The sequence below is a fragment of the Amycolatopsis sp. WAC 01416 genome, from assembly GCF_003947485.1.
Lineage (GTDB): Bacteria > Actinomycetota > Actinomycetes > Mycobacteriales > Pseudonocardiaceae > Amycolatopsis.
Genome location: NZ_QHHX01000004.1, coordinates 480,882 through 493,784 on the forward strand (window position 1 = coordinate 480,882; position 12,903 = coordinate 493,784).

At 70.2% G+C, this 12,903-nt stretch carries 19 protein-coding genes; 14 read left to right on the forward strand and 5 right to left on the reverse strand.

Features of this window, described 5'->3' with window-relative positions; genetic code table 11:
* Positions 1–27 precede the first annotated feature (27 nt).
* From DL990_RS15980 to DL990_RS15990, 3 genes are read right to left on the reverse strand one after another with little or no spacing between them, the layout of a single operon-like run.
* Positions 28–330, reverse strand: coding sequence for a DUF202 domain-containing protein (locus DL990_RS15980; RefSeq protein WP_125786608.1), 303 nt, complete (start codon positions 328–330; stop codon positions 28–30).
* Positions 327–677 carry a YidH family protein gene (locus DL990_RS15985; protein WP_125799134.1) on the reverse strand — a complete coding sequence of 117 codons (351 nt, stop codon included), beginning with the start codon at positions 675–677 and terminating at the stop codon, positions 327–329. The genes DL990_RS15980 and DL990_RS15985 overlap by 4 nt, the downstream gene beginning before the upstream one ends.
* A gap of 40 nt (positions 678–717) precedes the next feature.
* Positions 718–1,173, reverse strand: a complete 456-nt coding sequence (locus DL990_RS15990) for a GtrA family protein (protein WP_125786606.1) — start codon at positions 1,171–1,173, stop codon at positions 718–720.
* Positions 1,174–1,345: 172 nt separating this feature from the next.
* On the opposite strand from DL990_RS15990, the gene DL990_RS15995 reads away from it, so the two are divergent.
* Both DL990_RS15995 and DL990_RS16000 read left to right on the forward strand, forming a co-directional pair.
* Complete coding sequence (locus DL990_RS15995) at positions 1,346–1,561, forward strand: hypothetical protein (protein WP_125799135.1); 216 nt, start codon at positions 1,346–1,348, stop codon at positions 1,559–1,561.
* Positions 1,562–1,642: 81 nt separating this feature from the next.
* A complete protein-coding gene (locus DL990_RS16000; protein ID WP_125786605.1) occupies positions 1,643–1,954 on the forward strand; it encodes an iron-sulfur cluster biosynthesis protein in 312 nt (103 codons plus the stop codon).
* Positions 1,955–2,095: 141 nt separating this feature from the next.
* Here DL990_RS16000 and DL990_RS16005 read toward each other — a convergent pair whose 3' ends face one another.
* Positions 2,096–3,220 (reverse strand): glycerate kinase, encoded by a 1,125-nt coding sequence (locus tag DL990_RS16005; protein WP_125786604.1) that lies wholly within the window; start codon positions 3,218–3,220, stop codon positions 2,096–2,098.
* The gene (locus DL990_RS16010) at positions 3,217–4,182 is read right to left on the reverse strand and encodes a D-glycerate dehydrogenase (RefSeq protein WP_125799136.1); all 966 of its coding nucleotides are present in this window, start codon (positions 4,180–4,182) and stop codon (positions 3,217–3,219) included. Before DL990_RS16010 ends, DL990_RS16005 begins: the two co-directional genes overlap by 4 nt.
* 160 nt (positions 4,183–4,342) lie before the next feature.
* Here DL990_RS16010 and DL990_RS16015 point away from each other — a divergent pair, with 160 nt between their 5' ends.
* The 12 genes from DL990_RS16015 (at position 4,343) to DL990_RS16070 (ending at position 12,903) form a co-directional block, all read left to right on the forward strand.
* A complete protein-coding gene (locus DL990_RS16015; RefSeq protein WP_125799137.1) occupies positions 4,343–4,870 on the forward strand; it encodes a hypothetical protein in 528 nt (175 codons plus the stop codon).
* Positions 4,871–4,928: 58 nt separating this feature from the next.
* Positions 4,929–5,177, forward strand: coding sequence for a hypothetical protein (locus DL990_RS16020; protein ID WP_199746413.1), 249 nt, complete (start codon positions 4,929–4,931; stop codon positions 5,175–5,177).
* Positions 5,178–5,289: 112 nt separating this feature from the next.
* A complete protein-coding gene (locus tag DL990_RS16025) occupies positions 5,290–6,099 on the forward strand; it encodes a CoA transferase subunit A (protein ID WP_125786601.1) in 810 nt (269 codons plus the stop codon).
* A complete protein-coding gene (locus DL990_RS16030) occupies positions 6,096–6,851 on the forward strand; it encodes a CoA-transferase subunit beta (protein WP_125786600.1) in 756 nt (251 codons plus the stop codon). The genes DL990_RS16025 and DL990_RS16030 overlap by 4 nt, the downstream gene beginning before the upstream one ends.
* Positions 6,848–8,026: a thiolase family protein gene (locus DL990_RS16035; protein WP_125799138.1), complete on the forward strand. Its 1,179-nt coding sequence runs from the start codon at positions 6,848–6,850 to the stop codon at positions 8,024–8,026. The genes DL990_RS16030 and DL990_RS16035 overlap by 4 nt, the downstream gene beginning before the upstream one ends.
* A gap of 29 nt (positions 8,027–8,055) precedes the next feature.
* The gene (gene pcaH, locus DL990_RS16040) at positions 8,056–8,790 is read left to right on the forward strand and encodes a protocatechuate 3,4-dioxygenase subunit beta (RefSeq protein WP_125799139.1); all 735 of its coding nucleotides are present in this window, start codon (positions 8,056–8,058) and stop codon (positions 8,788–8,790) included.
* On the forward strand, positions 8,790–9,338 hold the full coding sequence (pcaG, locus tag DL990_RS16045; RefSeq protein ID WP_125786597.1) for a protocatechuate 3,4-dioxygenase subunit alpha: 549 nt from the start codon (positions 8,790–8,792) through the stop codon (positions 9,336–9,338). Before pcaH ends, pcaG begins: the two co-directional genes overlap by 1 nt.
* Positions 9,331–10,110, forward strand: a complete 780-nt coding sequence (pcaD, locus tag DL990_RS16050; RefSeq protein WP_125799140.1) for a 3-oxoadipate enol-lactonase — start codon at positions 9,331–9,333, stop codon at positions 10,108–10,110. The genes pcaG and pcaD overlap by 8 nt, the downstream gene beginning before the upstream one ends.
* Complete coding sequence (gene pcaC, locus DL990_RS16055; RefSeq protein WP_125786595.1) at positions 10,107–10,511, forward strand: 4-carboxymuconolactone decarboxylase; 405 nt, start codon at positions 10,107–10,109, stop codon at positions 10,509–10,511. The genes pcaD and pcaC overlap by 4 nt, the downstream gene beginning before the upstream one ends.
* 119 nt (positions 10,512–10,630) lie before the next feature.
* A complete protein-coding gene (locus tag DL990_RS16060; protein ID WP_125799141.1) occupies positions 10,631–11,437 on the forward strand; it encodes an IclR family transcriptional regulator C-terminal domain-containing protein in 807 nt (268 codons plus the stop codon).
* Complete coding sequence (locus DL990_RS16065) at positions 11,430–11,999, forward strand: NTP transferase domain-containing protein (protein WP_125799142.1); 570 nt, start codon at positions 11,430–11,432, stop codon at positions 11,997–11,999. Before DL990_RS16060 ends, DL990_RS16065 begins: the two co-directional genes overlap by 8 nt.
* Before the next feature lie 31 nt (positions 12,000–12,030).
* The gene (locus tag DL990_RS16070; protein ID WP_125799143.1) at positions 12,031–12,903 is read left to right on the forward strand and encodes a MoxR family ATPase; all 873 of its coding nucleotides are present in this window, start codon (positions 12,031–12,033) and stop codon (positions 12,901–12,903) included.

A 12,903-nucleotide genomic window follows, 5' to 3' on the forward strand; every position in this document is an offset into this window, starting at 1 on the left:
TTCGGCGTCGCAGGATGTGCGCGGCGGTTAGCGCACCGCGATCAGCGCGACCGCCGTCGCTACGACGAGTGCCGATGCCGTGACAGCAAGGACTCTGTTAAGAGGTTTCGGGGTTCCCGGACGGCGCAGTGCTCGTTCACGGATCGCGCCGGCGACGACGAAGGTGATCACCATGGCGCCCGCGAACGCGACCGGGACGACCGCCGTCCCCCAGTCTCGCCGGGCGGCGGCGTGCAAGAGCAGGAGTGTGCAGGCAGTAGCCGCGAGCGCGGTCCGGCGCCAGGCCAGCCCGGTCCGTTCCGCTTGCGCTCCGTGATCGCGTTGGCTCACGAAAAGATCACCAGTGCCGCCGCCGTCAGGGTGATCGCGAGGATCCCGGCGGTCAGCAGGACCAGCATCCCGCTCTTCGGCAACGGCCGTCCGGCGCGCATCGCGCTCTGCACCTGCCGCCAGCGTGGATACGCGCTCGCCGCGACGACGGCGGCCAGCAGGACGCACAGTCCCGCCAGGACGGTGCTCAGCGCGTTCGGATCGGGAACCAGTTGATGGACGGCGACGCCGCCGGCCAGCAGGCCCAGCGCTGTCCGGAGCCAGGCGAGGAAGGTCCGTTCGTTGGCGAGCGTGAATCGGTAATCGGGTTCGGAGCCGCCGTCGTGCGGGCCGCTGATCTCTGCCACTTGAAGGACACTAGGCGGTGTCCGGCAAGCCTGACACGGCCTAGGCGTTCCGGCGCGCGAAGACCCACCAACGAAGGACCGCGAAGCGCGCGATGCCGCCCACGACGCTGGCAGCGAGCAGGGCGCCTGTCTGTTCCAGCGCGGTCGGCTCGGTGATCACCGCGTCGAGCGACGCGAGCACGATCGAGCCGTACGCGGCGTAGAAGGCGAAGGTCACCAAGTCCTGGAAGTGCCGCTTGCCCGCGTTGCTCTTCCGGGCAGCGAAGGTGACCCTGCGGTGGAACTCGGTGTTCCCGACGGTCGTGACCGCGAGCGCGACCAGATTGGCGAACTGGGGGCCGAGGATCGGCTGCAGGACGAGGAACAGCACCGCCTGCAGGCCGGTGGCGGCGACGCCGGCGACGACGTACCAAGCGGCATGGTTGCCGAGTTCGTGATGCCGCTCCGGCGCGCGCCGGATGATCCGGTGCCCTGGCGCCCACCTGGTGGTGGTCATACCGACGACGCTACTCCTTGTTTCACAAACTTGTGAAGCTAATGAACTACCTGAGAAACTGTGATCCCCACGACAGCGCCCCTGTTTGGCCTGCGGAGACGCCGGGTAAGCCACAGGAGCCGGGTCGAGTACAGCACGTCCCGGCCGACGTCCGACCAGGAGGGAGCGGCCGATGAGCGACCGTGAGACCGCGGAGCCGGAAACGTTGGATCCCAGCGAGGCGCTCGACGAGGACGAACTCCGCGTCGACCCGCTCGAAGAGGGTGTCGAACCACCCGAGCACTGGAGCGGGGCAGACCGTTTCGGGACAACGCCCGCGGAGATCCGTGAAGGGGAGTCGCACGCCATGCGGCTGGCCGAGGAGGAGCCCGACGTCGGCCAGAAGTGATCTTCACTCAGACGGCGGGCCATGCCGACAGCCCCTAGCGTGGTCGGTCAAGTGCAAGACCGCGACGAAGGAAGGGCAGAGATGCTGACAGTCACCGAAGCCGCCGCCGAGGCGATCACCGCACTGACCGGCCAGGAGAACGGCCAGGACGGAGGCGGCCTGCGGTTCGCGATGCATTCCCAGCAGGGGGACAGTCCCCAGCTCGCGGTTTCCGTCGCCCCTGAACCGGAAACCGGAGACAAGGTCCTCGGCGCCGACGGCGGCCCGAAGGTGTTCTTGGAGCCGGAAGCGGCCGCGTTGCTCGACGACAAGGTGCTCGACGTCCAGCAGGACGAAACCGGCGAAGTCGCCTTCGCCGTACTCCCGCAGGCTCAGCCCCAGCCTGGCAGCTGAGCCTGGCGGGTTCAGGCTTGCCGAGTCGGGCAAGGCGCCTGGTCGACCTCCGACGATGATGTCGCGAAAGCCACTTTCGGGACGTCCGACGTCGCGAAAGTGGCTTTCGCGACGTCCGAATAACTGCCGCTACGCGCGTGCTTAGCCTCGGGCCCAGATGCGGACCAGCTCGCCGGCACGCTCGCGCAGGAGTTCCGCCGCGTGCGCACGCGCGTGGTCGAGCGAAGGCGCGTGGTCGATCAGGGCGGCGCTGCCCACGACCCCGAGGCCGGCGAGCTGGCTCTGGTCCAGCTGGATCCGTCCGGCCAGCACCATCAGCGGCACCGCGTGCTCCTGTGCGCGGGCCGCGATGCCGGCCGGGGCCTTGCCATCGAGGCTCTGTTCGTCCAATGAGCCCTCGCCGGTGATGACGAGGTCGGCGCGTTCGATGGCGTCGGCGACGCCGGTGAGCCCGGCGATGAGCTGAAACCCGGATTCGACGCTCGCGCCGAGCCCCGCGATCGCGCCCGCGGCGACTCCGCCGCCCGCGCCCGCCCCGGGAAGATCGGAGACATCGGGGGTCCCGGCGTTCCGCAACGCCTGCGCCCAGCGGGACAGGGACGCGTCCAGTTGCTCGACCTCGCGCGGGCCCGCTCCCTTCTGCGGGCCGAAGATCGCGGCCGCGCCACGGGGGCCGAGCAAGGGATTCGTCACGTCGGTGGCGACGGCGACCTCGACGGAGCCGAGCCGTTCGCGCACCGGGCCGAGTTCGGCCAGTGCGACGCGGCTCAGCGTGCCGCCGCCGAGCCCGACCGGCGCGCCGAAGGCGTCGAAGACCCCGGCGCCCAGTGCCGCCAGCATTCCGGCGCCGCCGTCGGTGCTCGCCGTTCCGCCGACGGTCAGCACCAGGCGCCGCGCGCCGTTGTCGAGGGCGTGCGCGAGGAGTTCGCCGACGCCCCAGGTGTGCGCGGCCAGCGCCACTTCCGGGCTCGGCTCCACGAATTCGATACCGCACGCGCGGGCCGATTCGATGTAGGCCGTTCCGTCGAGCGTCACGTACCGCGCAGCGACGGTTTCGTCGAGCGGCCCGCGGACCGGGAGTTCCACCAGGCGGCCGCCCGCCGCGACGAGGACGTCGAGCGTTCCTTCGCCGCCGTCGGCGACGGGGCAGGAGGAGACCTCGGCCTCGGGCAGCGCGTCGCGGACGCCGTGGGCGATCGCCTCAGCGGCCTCGACCGCGGTCAAGCTTCCCTTGAACTTGTCGGGCGCGATGACCACACGAGTCATGGACGAACCTCCGTCAGCGGGTTTCCGCCGGTGAGCACCGACGCGACGTTCTCGGCCGCGAGCACGGCCATGGCGGTACGGGTCTCGACCGTCGCCGATCCCAGATGCGGCGTCAAGACGACGTTTTCGCGGTTCAGCAGGCGTGGTTCGACCTCGGGTTCGGCCTCGAAAACGTCGAGGCCCGCTCCGGCGATCTCGCCTGTTTCGAGCGCGTGCGCCAGCGCGGCCTCATGGACGACGGGGCCTCGAGTGGTGTTGATCAGGTACGCGCCCGGCTTCATCGACTTCAGCGCGTCCGCGTCGACGAGGTGCCGGGTCTGCGGTGTGAGGGGGCAGTGCAGCGACACGACGTCGGAACTCCGCAGCAGGTCGCCGAAGGGCATGTACTTCGCGCCCAGGGTCTTCTCGACGTCCTCGGCGGCCCGCGATCGTCCCGAGTAGACGATCCGCATGCCGAAACCGAGCGCCCGCCGCGCGACCGCCTGCCCGATCTGGCCGAGCCCGACGATCCCGAGCGTCTTGTCCTGCAGTGAGGAACCGAGCAGGAAACCCAGATGGAACGACCACGGGGTACGCGAGCGGATCAGCCTTTCGCCCTCGCCGAGCCGCCGCGTGACCGCGAGGATCAGCCCGAACGCCAGATCAGCGGTGGCATCGGTGAGCACGCCGGGGGTGTTCGTGACGGTGACCCCGCGCTCCGACAACGCCGCGACGTCGACGTTGTCGTAACCGACGGCCACGTTCGCCACGACCTTCAGTCCGGGGCCCGCCGCGCCGGCGACCTCGCCGTCGAGCCGGTCGTGCAGCATGCCGACGATCGCGGACGCGCCACGGACGAACTCGAGCAGTTCGTCCCGCGTCAGCGGCCGGTCGGCGCGCGACAGTTTCACCTCCCCGGCTTCGGCGAGCGCTTTCAGCGCTTCGTCGGGAATCCACCGGGTCACCGCGATCTTCGAGGTCACGACGTCAGCCTAGTGTGCGACAGTTGGTATCCCAAACATGGAAATCCCCGCTATGAGGGAGGCGCTTCCCCTGCGCGGGGGAGTCGTCACCGCCGGGCCCGCCGGGATGGTGATGAGTGCGGAAAGGGTCCGCGAGCAGGGGATTCCAGGGGGTAGGAACATGAAACGATCACGAGAACTGGCCGCCGTCGGTGCCGCGATGGTCCTCGCCACGACACTCGTCGCGGCAGGCCCGGTGTCCGCCGCCGAAGAGGGCAAGGGGAAACCGTCCGAACCGAGTCTGGTCGGCGCCGCGAAGATGCTTCGCAAGGACGGCCAGGACGTCCGGTTCGCCTTCGACGCGCACGGTCTCTTCCCGGACAGCAGGGGGACGTTCCGGGTGAGCCACGCGGGCGAGGGGTTTTCCGCCTACTTTCAGGGCAGGGTCGATTGCCTGGTCGTCGGCGGCCCCGTCGCCGTGGTAACCGGCATCGTCGAGGACACGGACGTGCCCGGCCTCAAGGACCGCCGGATCGGGATGACGGTGTACGACGACGGCAGGCGCGACCGGGTCGGCTACAGCTGGGGTCCTGATCCCGGGCACAAGTTTGTCGTGCCGCCCTGTCTGAGCAGTGTTCCGTTCGAGACGGTCGAGACGGGGGACTACAGGGCCGTCGAATGGTTCCCGCCCGGCAGAGGGATCAGCTGATCAGAGGAGGTCGGCCACCTTCTTCGCGGTCTCCTTCGCGGATCCCGGGTTCTGGCCGGTGACGAGCCGTGTCGACGTCGGCAAGAACAGCAAGCGAAAGGTGGACCTCGAGCCGGTCCGCATCGGCGACAAGGCCGTCGCGTCCGCCGCGAGCATGGCCCGCGTCCGGCGGCAGTTGCGCCGCCTCGGCGCGGGACGGCCGACGAAGCCCGGAGTCGACCCGAAGCTGGCGCTCGTGGTGGAAACGGTGCTGCGGGCCGTCGCGCTTCGCCGGTACCGCACCTGGCTGCGCGGTCGCGCGGGCTGATCCGGATTCGCCGGGTCGAAGCAGTGCCATGCCCGGCTCGCCTGTGCTATGTTCATATGCAGAACATGTGTGCGCGATACGAACAAGCGCTTCGAGCGAGCCGGGAGTGGGGATGGCTGAGCTGCTGTCGTTGAAGGAGGCCGTGGCACGGCTGGTGCACGACGGGGACACCGTCGCGCTCGAGGGCTTTACGCACCTCATCCCCGTGGCCGCCGGTCACGAGATCATCCGTCAGCGCCGCACCGGCCTGACGCTGGTCCGCATGACCCCGGACATCGTCTACGACCAGCTCATCGGCGCGGGCTGCGCGAGCAAGCTGGTCTTCTCGTGGGGCGGCAACCCCGGAGTCGGCTCGCTGCACCGGTTCCGTGACGCCGTCCAGCACTCCTGGCCGGTACCGCTGGAGATAGAGGAACACAGTCACGCGGGCATGGCGAATCGGTACGTCGCCGGCGCTTCGGGCCTGCCGTTCGCCGTCCTGCGCGGGTACACCGGCACCGATCTCGCCGCGCACACCGACACGATCAAACCCATCACCTGCCCGTTCACCGGTGAGCGGCTGGCCGCCGTGCCCGCCCTCAACCCGGACGTCACGATCGTCCACGCCCAGCGCGCGGACAGGTCCGGCAACGTCCAGATCTGGGGGATCACCGGCGTGCAGAAGGAGGCGGTGCTCGCGGCGAAGCGATCCTTGGTCACCGTCGAGGAGATCGTGGACGAGCTGGAGCCCCGGCCGGGCGCGATCGTGCTGCCGTCGTGGGCCGTCACCGCCGTGGCCGAGGTGCCCGGCGGCGCGAGGCCGTCGTACGCGGCGGGCTACTACGAGCGGGACAACGACGCCTACCAGGCATGGGACGCGATCGGCCGGGACAGGGAGAGCTTCACCCGCTGGCTCGACGAGCTGACGGGAGTGAAGGCATGACCGAGTACACCTCAGACGAGATGATGAGCGTCGCCGCCGCTCGCGCGCTCGGCGACGGGATGTCCTGTTTCGTGGGCATCGGCCTGCCGAGCACGGCCGCCAACCTGGCCCGCCGCGGGCACGCGCCGAACCTGACGCTCATCTACGAATCCGGTTGCCTCGGCGCCAAGCCGAGCAGGCTCCCGTTGTCCATCGGCGACGGCGAACTGGCCGACACCGCGGACGCGGTGGTCAGCGTTCCCGAGGTCTTCAACTACTGGCTCCAGCCGGGCCGGATCGACGTCGGCTTCCTCGGCGCCGCCCAGCTGGACAAGTTCGGCAACATCAACACCACCGTCATCGGCCCCGACTACGCCAACCCCAAGGTGCGTCTCCCCGGCGCGGGCGGCGCGCCGGAGATCGCCGCTTCCTGCCGCGAGGTGTTCGTGGTGCTCCGGCAGAGCACCCGCACCTTCGTCGAGAAGGTCGACTTCGTGACCTCGTTCGGCCACGGCACCGGCAAGGGCGACCGCGAGCGCCTCGGCCTCCCCGGCGCCGGGCCGACGCTGGTGGTCACCGACCTCGGCCTGCTGCGGCCCGACCCGGAGACCGCCGAGCTCACCCTCACCGAAGTGCACCCCGGCGTCGAGGTCGATCAGGTCGTCGAGGCGACCGGGTGGAAACTGAAGGTGTCCGGCGACCTGGCGACCAGCCCGGCGCCGACCGAGGCACAACTCCGCATCCTCCGAGACCTCACAAGGGCGAGCGCATGACCGACGTCTTCCTGTTCGACGCCATCCGTACCCCGTTCGGCAAATACGGCGGCGCCCTGTCCCGGGTTCGCCCGGACGACCTCGCCGCCACCGTGCTGCGGGCGCTGGCCGAGCGCAACGACCTCGACCCGGCCACCGTCGACGAGGTCGTGCTCGGCGACGCCAACGGCGCCGGCGAGGACAACCGCAACGTCGCGCGGATGGCGGCACTGCTCGCGGGCTGGCCGACGAGCGTGCCCGGTGCCACGGTCAACCGCCTGTGCGGATCCGGTCTCGACGCCGTCATGCAGGCCAGCCGGTCGGTCCAGGTCGGCGACGCGTCGCTCGCCGTCGCGGGCGGGGTCGAGTCGATGAGCCGCTCGCCGCTGGTCATGCAGAAACCGGAGAAGGCCTTCCCGGCGGGCAACCAGACGCTGCACTCCACCGCGCTGGGCTGGCGCATGGTCAACCCGAAGATGCCCGAGCAGTGGACGGTCTCGCTCGGCGAGTCCACCGAACAGCTCGCCGAGCGCTACGGCATCGGCCGCGACGAGCAGGACGCGTTCGCCGTCCGCAGTCACGTCAACGCCGCCCGCGCCTGGGACGAGGGGTTCTACGACGACCACGTCGTCCCCGTCGAGGGTGTCGAACTCACCCGCGACGAAGGCATCCGGCCGGAATCCAGTCCGGAGAAGCTCGCGAAGCTCAAGCCCGTCTTCCGTCCACAAGGGACGGTCACGGCCGCGAACGCGTCGCCGCTGAACGACGGCGCCTCCGCGCTGCTGCTCGGTGACGCGGCGGCAGGGAAACGGCTCGGCAAGGCGCCGCTGGCCCGGATCGCCGGCCGTGGCGCGGCGGGCGTCGACCCCGACGTCGAGGGCATCGGCCCGGTGCGCGCGGCCGAGATCGCACTGGAACGGGCCGGGATCGGCTGGGAAGACCTGGCGGCGGTCGAACTGAACGAGGCCTTCGCCGCGCAGTCGCTGGCCTGCCTGCGGGACTGGTCGACGCTAGACCCGGAGATCGTCAACGTGAACGGCGGCGCGATCGCGATCGGGCATCCGCTGGGTGCCTCCGGCGGCCGCATCCTCGGCACCCTGGCCCATCACCTGCGCCGCACCGGTGGCCGGTGGGGGCTGGCGGCCATCTGCATCGGCGTCGGCCAGGGGCTGGCCGTCGTCCTCGAAGCCCAGTGATCCACTGACCCGCGCTGGAGGGAACAGCTATGTCCGCACCCGCAGAACTGAGGCTCCCGCGCTACCGGCGCGATCCGGAGGGCACTCATCCGCCGCTCGACCACGCCGATTACCGGTCGACGGCGTTGCGGCACCCCGAACAACCGCTGATCGTGCTCCCGCATCTGCTGACCGAGGTCACCGGACCGGCGCTGGGGCAGGGGCGGATCGGCGAGTTCGACAACGACCTCACCAAGGGGCACGCGGGGGAGCCGCAGGGCCAGCGCATCATCGTCACCGGGCGGCTGCTCGACGGCGACGGGCGGCCGATCCGGGATTCGCTCGTGGAGATCTGGCAGGCGAACGCGGGCGGCCGGTACCGGCACACCGGCGACCGCTGGCCGTCGCCGCTCGACCCGAACTTCGACGGCGCGGGCCGGACGCTCACCGACTCCGAAGGGCGCTACACGTTCACCACCATCAAACCGGGCGCGTACCCGTGGAAGAACCACGACAACGCCTGGCGGCCGGCGCACATCCACTTCTCCGTGTTCGGCACCGCGTTCACCCAGCGGCTGGTCACCCAGATGTACTTCCCGGAAGACCCGCTGTTCTCGCAGGATCCGATCTTCAACTCCATCCCGGACGAGAAGGCGCGGCAGCGGATGATCGCCCGCTTCGACCTCGACCGCACGGAAGCCGAGTGGGCGCTGGCCTTCCAGTTCGACATCGTCGTGCGCGGCCGCGAGGCTTCGGTCTTCGAAGACGAGGAGGACGAGCACTGATGCCGGAGACGACGCCTTCCCAGACCGTCGGCCCGTACCTGTCCATCGGCCTGCCCTGGCCGGACGGGCCGGACGTCGTCCCCGCGGACGAACCGGCCGCGATCCGCATCCACGGCCGTGTCCTCGACGGTGCGGGCGAACCGGTCCCGGACGCGATGATCGAGACGTGGCAGGCCGACGCCGACGGCCGGTTCGACCACCCCGACGACCCGCGCGGGGCGGTCGCGAGCGGGTTCCGGGGTTTCGGGCGCTGTCCCACCGATCCCGGCGGCAACTACGAGATCCGGACGATCATGCCCGGTCCGCTGCCCGGTCCGGCGGGCAGCACGCAGTCGCCGCACATCGACGTCTCGGTGCTCGCACGAGGACTCCTGCACCGGGTGGTCACCCGGATCTACTTCGAGGACAACGACAACTCCGGGGATCCGGTGCTGGCCTCGGTCCCGGAAGCCCGCCAGAGCACCTTGGTCGCCACCAAGACCGGCGACGGCTACCGGTTCGACATCCGGTTGCAGGGCGAGGGGGAGACGGTGTTCTTCGATGTCTGAGCCGGTGAAAGTCCACAGCGTTGCGGAAGGGCCCGCGGACGGCCCTGTCGTGGTGTTCAGCGGATCGCTCGGCAGCGACCACCGCATGTGGGGGCCGCAGGTGAAACCGTTGGTGGAGCAGGGTTTCCGAGTGATCCGCTACGACACCCGCGGGCACGGCGCCTCCCCGGTCCCGCCGGGGCCGTACACGCTCGCGGATCTCGGCGGTGATCTGCTCGCGCTGCTCGACGAGCACGATGCCGAGCGCGCCCACGTCGTCGGCCTCTCACTCGGCGGGATGACCGGGATGTGGCTGGGCGTGAACAAGCCGGACCGGATCCGAAGCCTCGTGCTGTGCTGCACGTCCGCGAAGCTCGGGCCGCCGAGCATGTGGGCGGACAGGGCGAAGACGGTCCGGGAGAACGGCACCGCCGCGATCGCCGAGGCCGGGGTCGGCCGCTGGCTGACCGCCGGTCACGCCGCCGCCCACCCCGAGCAGGCCGGATACCTGCGCGAGATGATCGCGAGCGTTCCCGCCGAGGGATACGCGGCGTCCTGTGAGGCCATCGAACGGATGGACCTCGTCGACGAACTACCCAAGATCGCGGCGCGGACCCTGGTCGTCGCCGGGGCCGAGGATCCGGCCACCCCGGTCGAGCACGCCCAGGTGATCGCGGACGGCATCCCGGACGCGCGGCTGGAGGTCGTCGAAGGCGCCGCGCATCTGGGGAGTTTCGAACAGCCGGAGCGGTTCACCGCGTTGATCCTCGAACACCTGGAGGCCGCCCGATGACCGACGACACCTACGAGACCGGCATGAAGGTGCGCCGCGAAGTCCTCGGGGACGCGCACGTCGACCGGGCGGTCGCCCGCACCACCGAGTTCAGCCGCCCGTTCCAGGACTACATCACCAAGGGTGCCTGGGGATCGGTCTGGTCGCGTGACGGGCTCGACCGCAAGACCCGCAGCTGCGTCACCCTGGCCGCGCTCACCGCGCTGCACGCCCACGACGAGCTCGCGATGCACGTCCGTGCCGCTGTCCACAATGGACTCACCGCGCAGGAGATCTCCGAGGTCCTGCTCCACACCGCCGTTTACACGGGTGCCCCGGCCGCCAACACCGCGTTCGCCGTCGCCCAGCGGGTACTGGCCGAACTCGGTGAGCCTGCCGCCCAGGAAGAAGGTGAAGGCTAAAGCGTGCCCGGCAAAGTCTGTTCGCGGTCTCCGTGCCCAGGCGGCCCCTGACGGAACGTGGCGGCCTGGATCACGAAGCCCATCGAACAGACTTGCCAGATACGCCTTAGGGTTCTCATATGGACGAAGGCGAGGTCACCGAGCGCGGAGCGCATCATGTCCAGTCGCTCGAGCGCGGGCTGGCGGTGATCAAGGCGTTCAACGCGGACGCGGCGGAACTCACGCTGAGCGACGTCGCCCGGTCCACCGGGCTGACCAGGGCGGCCGCCCGCCGGTTCCTGCTCACCCTCGTCGACCTCGGGTACGTGCGCACCGACGGCAAGTACTTCTCGCTGACCGCGCGGGTCCTCGAACTCGGCTACTCGTATCTGTCGAGCCTGTCGCTGCCGGAGGTCGCCCAGCCGCATCTGGAACGGCTCTCCGCCGAGGTGCACGAGTCGAGTTCGGTCTCCGTGCTCGAAGGCATGGACATCGTGTACGTCGCACGCGTAGCCGTTTCGCGGATCATGACCGTGAGCATCAACGTCGGCACCCGCTTCCCGGCCCACGCGACCTCGATGGGACACGTACTGCTGGCCGGCCTCGATGACGCCGACCTGCGGGACTACCTCGCCGGGGCGAAGCTCGACAAGCTCACCGCGCGCACCAAAAGCCGGCCGGAGGAACTGCTCGCCGAGCTGGTCAGGGTCTACGAGCAGGGCTACGCGATGGTCGACCAGGAACTCGAAGAGGGCCTCCGCTCGATCGCCGCGCCGATCCGCGACCGGCAGGGCAAGGTCGTGGCCGCGGTCAACCTCTCCACGCACGCCAGCCGCACCACACGCGAGTCGGTCGAACAGGAACTGCTGCCGCCCCTGCTCGCGGCGGCGCGCGCCATCGAGACCGACCTGGCGTCGGCGCCGCCGACCAGAGCGCGGCATGGCTGAGCTCGCCGGGTTGCTGCTCGCGGCGGGGGCCGGGCGCCGCTTCGGCGGGCCGAAGGCGCTGGCCGTCCTCGACGGCGAGCCGTTCGTCGTCCGGGCGCTGCGGGTGCTCACCGCGGCGGGCTGCGCGCCGGTCCGGGTGGTGCTGGGTGCCTCGGCCGCGGAGGTCCGCGCGCTCTTGCCCGCTCCCGAAGCCGCCGTTGTGGCCGACGACTGGGAATCCGGAATGGGTGCGTCACTGCGGGCGGGTCTGAGCGCGCTCACCGGAACCGACGCCGAAGCCGTTGTCGTGCATCTCGTGGATCTGCCCGGGGTCGGCGCCGACGTGGTCCGCCGGGTCGCCGCCGGGGCGGGTGAGGACACGGTCGCGCGTGCCGCCTACGAAGGCGTTCCCGGTCATCCTGTCGTGCTCGGCCGCTGCTGGTGGCCGGAGATCGTGGCGAGCGCTTCCGGGGACAGGGGCGCCCGAGACTGGCTGAAGGGACGTCAGGACCTGCGGCTCGTCGAATGCGGCGACCTCGGCACCGGCCACGACGTGGACCGCCGCGAGGATCTTTCAGGCTGATCTCCGGCTCGGCGAGGCTTACGATCGGCAAGTGACCGTCGAATCGCCCGAGAAACTGGCCGAAGCCCTCGAATCGGTCGGCTATCTCGCCGACGACGGCATCGCCACAGCCGGATTCCTCGCCGTGGCACTCGGCCGCCCGCTGTTCTGCGAGGGCGAGCCGGGTACCGGCAAGACCTCGCTCGCCTTGGGACTGGCCGAAGCGCTCGGCGTGCCGCTCATCCGGCTCCAGTGTCACGAGGGGATCGACGCGGCGCAGGCGCTGTACGAGTGGGATTTCCCCCGTCAGCTGCTGCATTTGCGGGCGCTGGAAGCCTCCGGTGACGGCGGCCTCGACGTCGAGGCCGCCGAACAGTCCCTCTACACCGAACGTTTCCTGCTGGCCCGGCCGCTGCTGAAGGCGTTGCAGACCGCGCCGTGTGTGCTGCTGGTCGACGAGATCGACCGGGCGGACGACGAGTTCGAAGCCTTCCTGCTGCAACTCCTCGACGAGAACGCGGTGACGATCCCCGAGTTCGGCGAGGTGCGTGCCGAACATCCGCCGCTCGTGGTGCTCACCTCCAATCGGACGCGGGAGGTGCACGACGCGCTGAAGCGCCGCTGTCTCTATCACTGGCTCGAACATCCGGGCCTCGGCCGTGAGATCGAGATCCTGCGCCGCAAGATCCCGGGCCTCGGCGAAGCGCTCGCCGCGCAGGTCGCGACGGCGGTACAGCGGCTCCGGGCGATGGAGTTGCTGAAGCCGCCCGGCGTGGCGGAATCGCTCGACTGGGCTCAGGCGCTCCTCGCCCTCGGAATGTCCGAATTGGACGCCGCGGCCGCCGCGCGGACGCTCGGCTCGGTGCTCAAGTACAGCGAAGACCTCGCCCGTGTCCGGGCCAAGCTGGACAACCTGCTCGCCTGA

Excerpts from the sequence above, each read along its gene's own strand:
- DL990_RS16000 (WP_125786605.1), top strand. The coding sequence starts at position 1,643 with ATGCTGACAGTCACCGAAGCCGCCGCCGAGGCGATCACCGCACTGACC.
- DL990_RS16030 (WP_125786600.1), top strand. The coding sequence starts at position 6,096 with ATGACCGAGTACACCTCAGACGAGATGATGAGCGTCGCCGCCGCTCGC.
- DL990_RS15995 (WP_125799135.1), top strand. The coding sequence starts at position 1,346 with ATGAGCGACCGTGAGACCGCGGAGCCGGAAACGTTGGATCCCAGCGAG.
- pcaG (WP_125786597.1), top strand. The coding sequence starts at position 8,790 with ATGCCGGAGACGACGCCTTCCCAGACCGTCGGCCCGTACCTGTCCATC.
- pcaC (WP_125786595.1), top strand. The coding sequence starts at position 10,107 with ATGACCGACGACACCTACGAGACCGGCATGAAGGTGCGCCGCGAAGTC.
- pcaH (WP_125799139.1), top strand. The coding sequence starts at position 8,056 with ATGTCCGCACCCGCAGAACTGAGGCTCCCGCGCTACCGGCGCGATCCG.
- DL990_RS15990 (WP_125786606.1), bottom strand. The coding sequence starts at position 1,173 with ATGACCACCACCAGGTGGGCGCCAGGGCACCGGATCATCCGGCGCGCG.
- pcaD (WP_125799140.1), top strand. The coding sequence starts at position 9,331 with ATGTCTGAGCCGGTGAAAGTCCACAGCGTTGCGGAAGGGCCCGCGGAC.
- DL990_RS16005 (WP_125786604.1), bottom strand. The coding sequence starts at position 3,220 with ATGACTCGTGTGGTCATCGCGCCCGACAAGTTCAAGGGAAGCTTGACC.
- DL990_RS16035 (WP_125799138.1), top strand. The coding sequence starts at position 6,848 with ATGACCGACGTCTTCCTGTTCGACGCCATCCGTACCCCGTTCGGCAAA.
- DL990_RS16060 (WP_125799141.1), top strand. The coding sequence starts at position 10,631 with ATGGACGAAGGCGAGGTCACCGAGCGCGGAGCGCATCATGTCCAGTCG.
- DL990_RS16025 (WP_125786601.1), top strand. The coding sequence starts at position 5,290 with ATGGCTGAGCTGCTGTCGTTGAAGGAGGCCGTGGCACGGCTGGTGCAC.
- DL990_RS16015 (WP_125799137.1), top strand. The coding sequence starts at position 4,343 with ATGAAACGATCACGAGAACTGGCCGCCGTCGGTGCCGCGATGGTCCTC.
- DL990_RS16065 (WP_125799142.1), top strand. The coding sequence starts at position 11,430 with ATGGCTGAGCTCGCCGGGTTGCTGCTCGCGGCGGGGGCCGGGCGCCGC.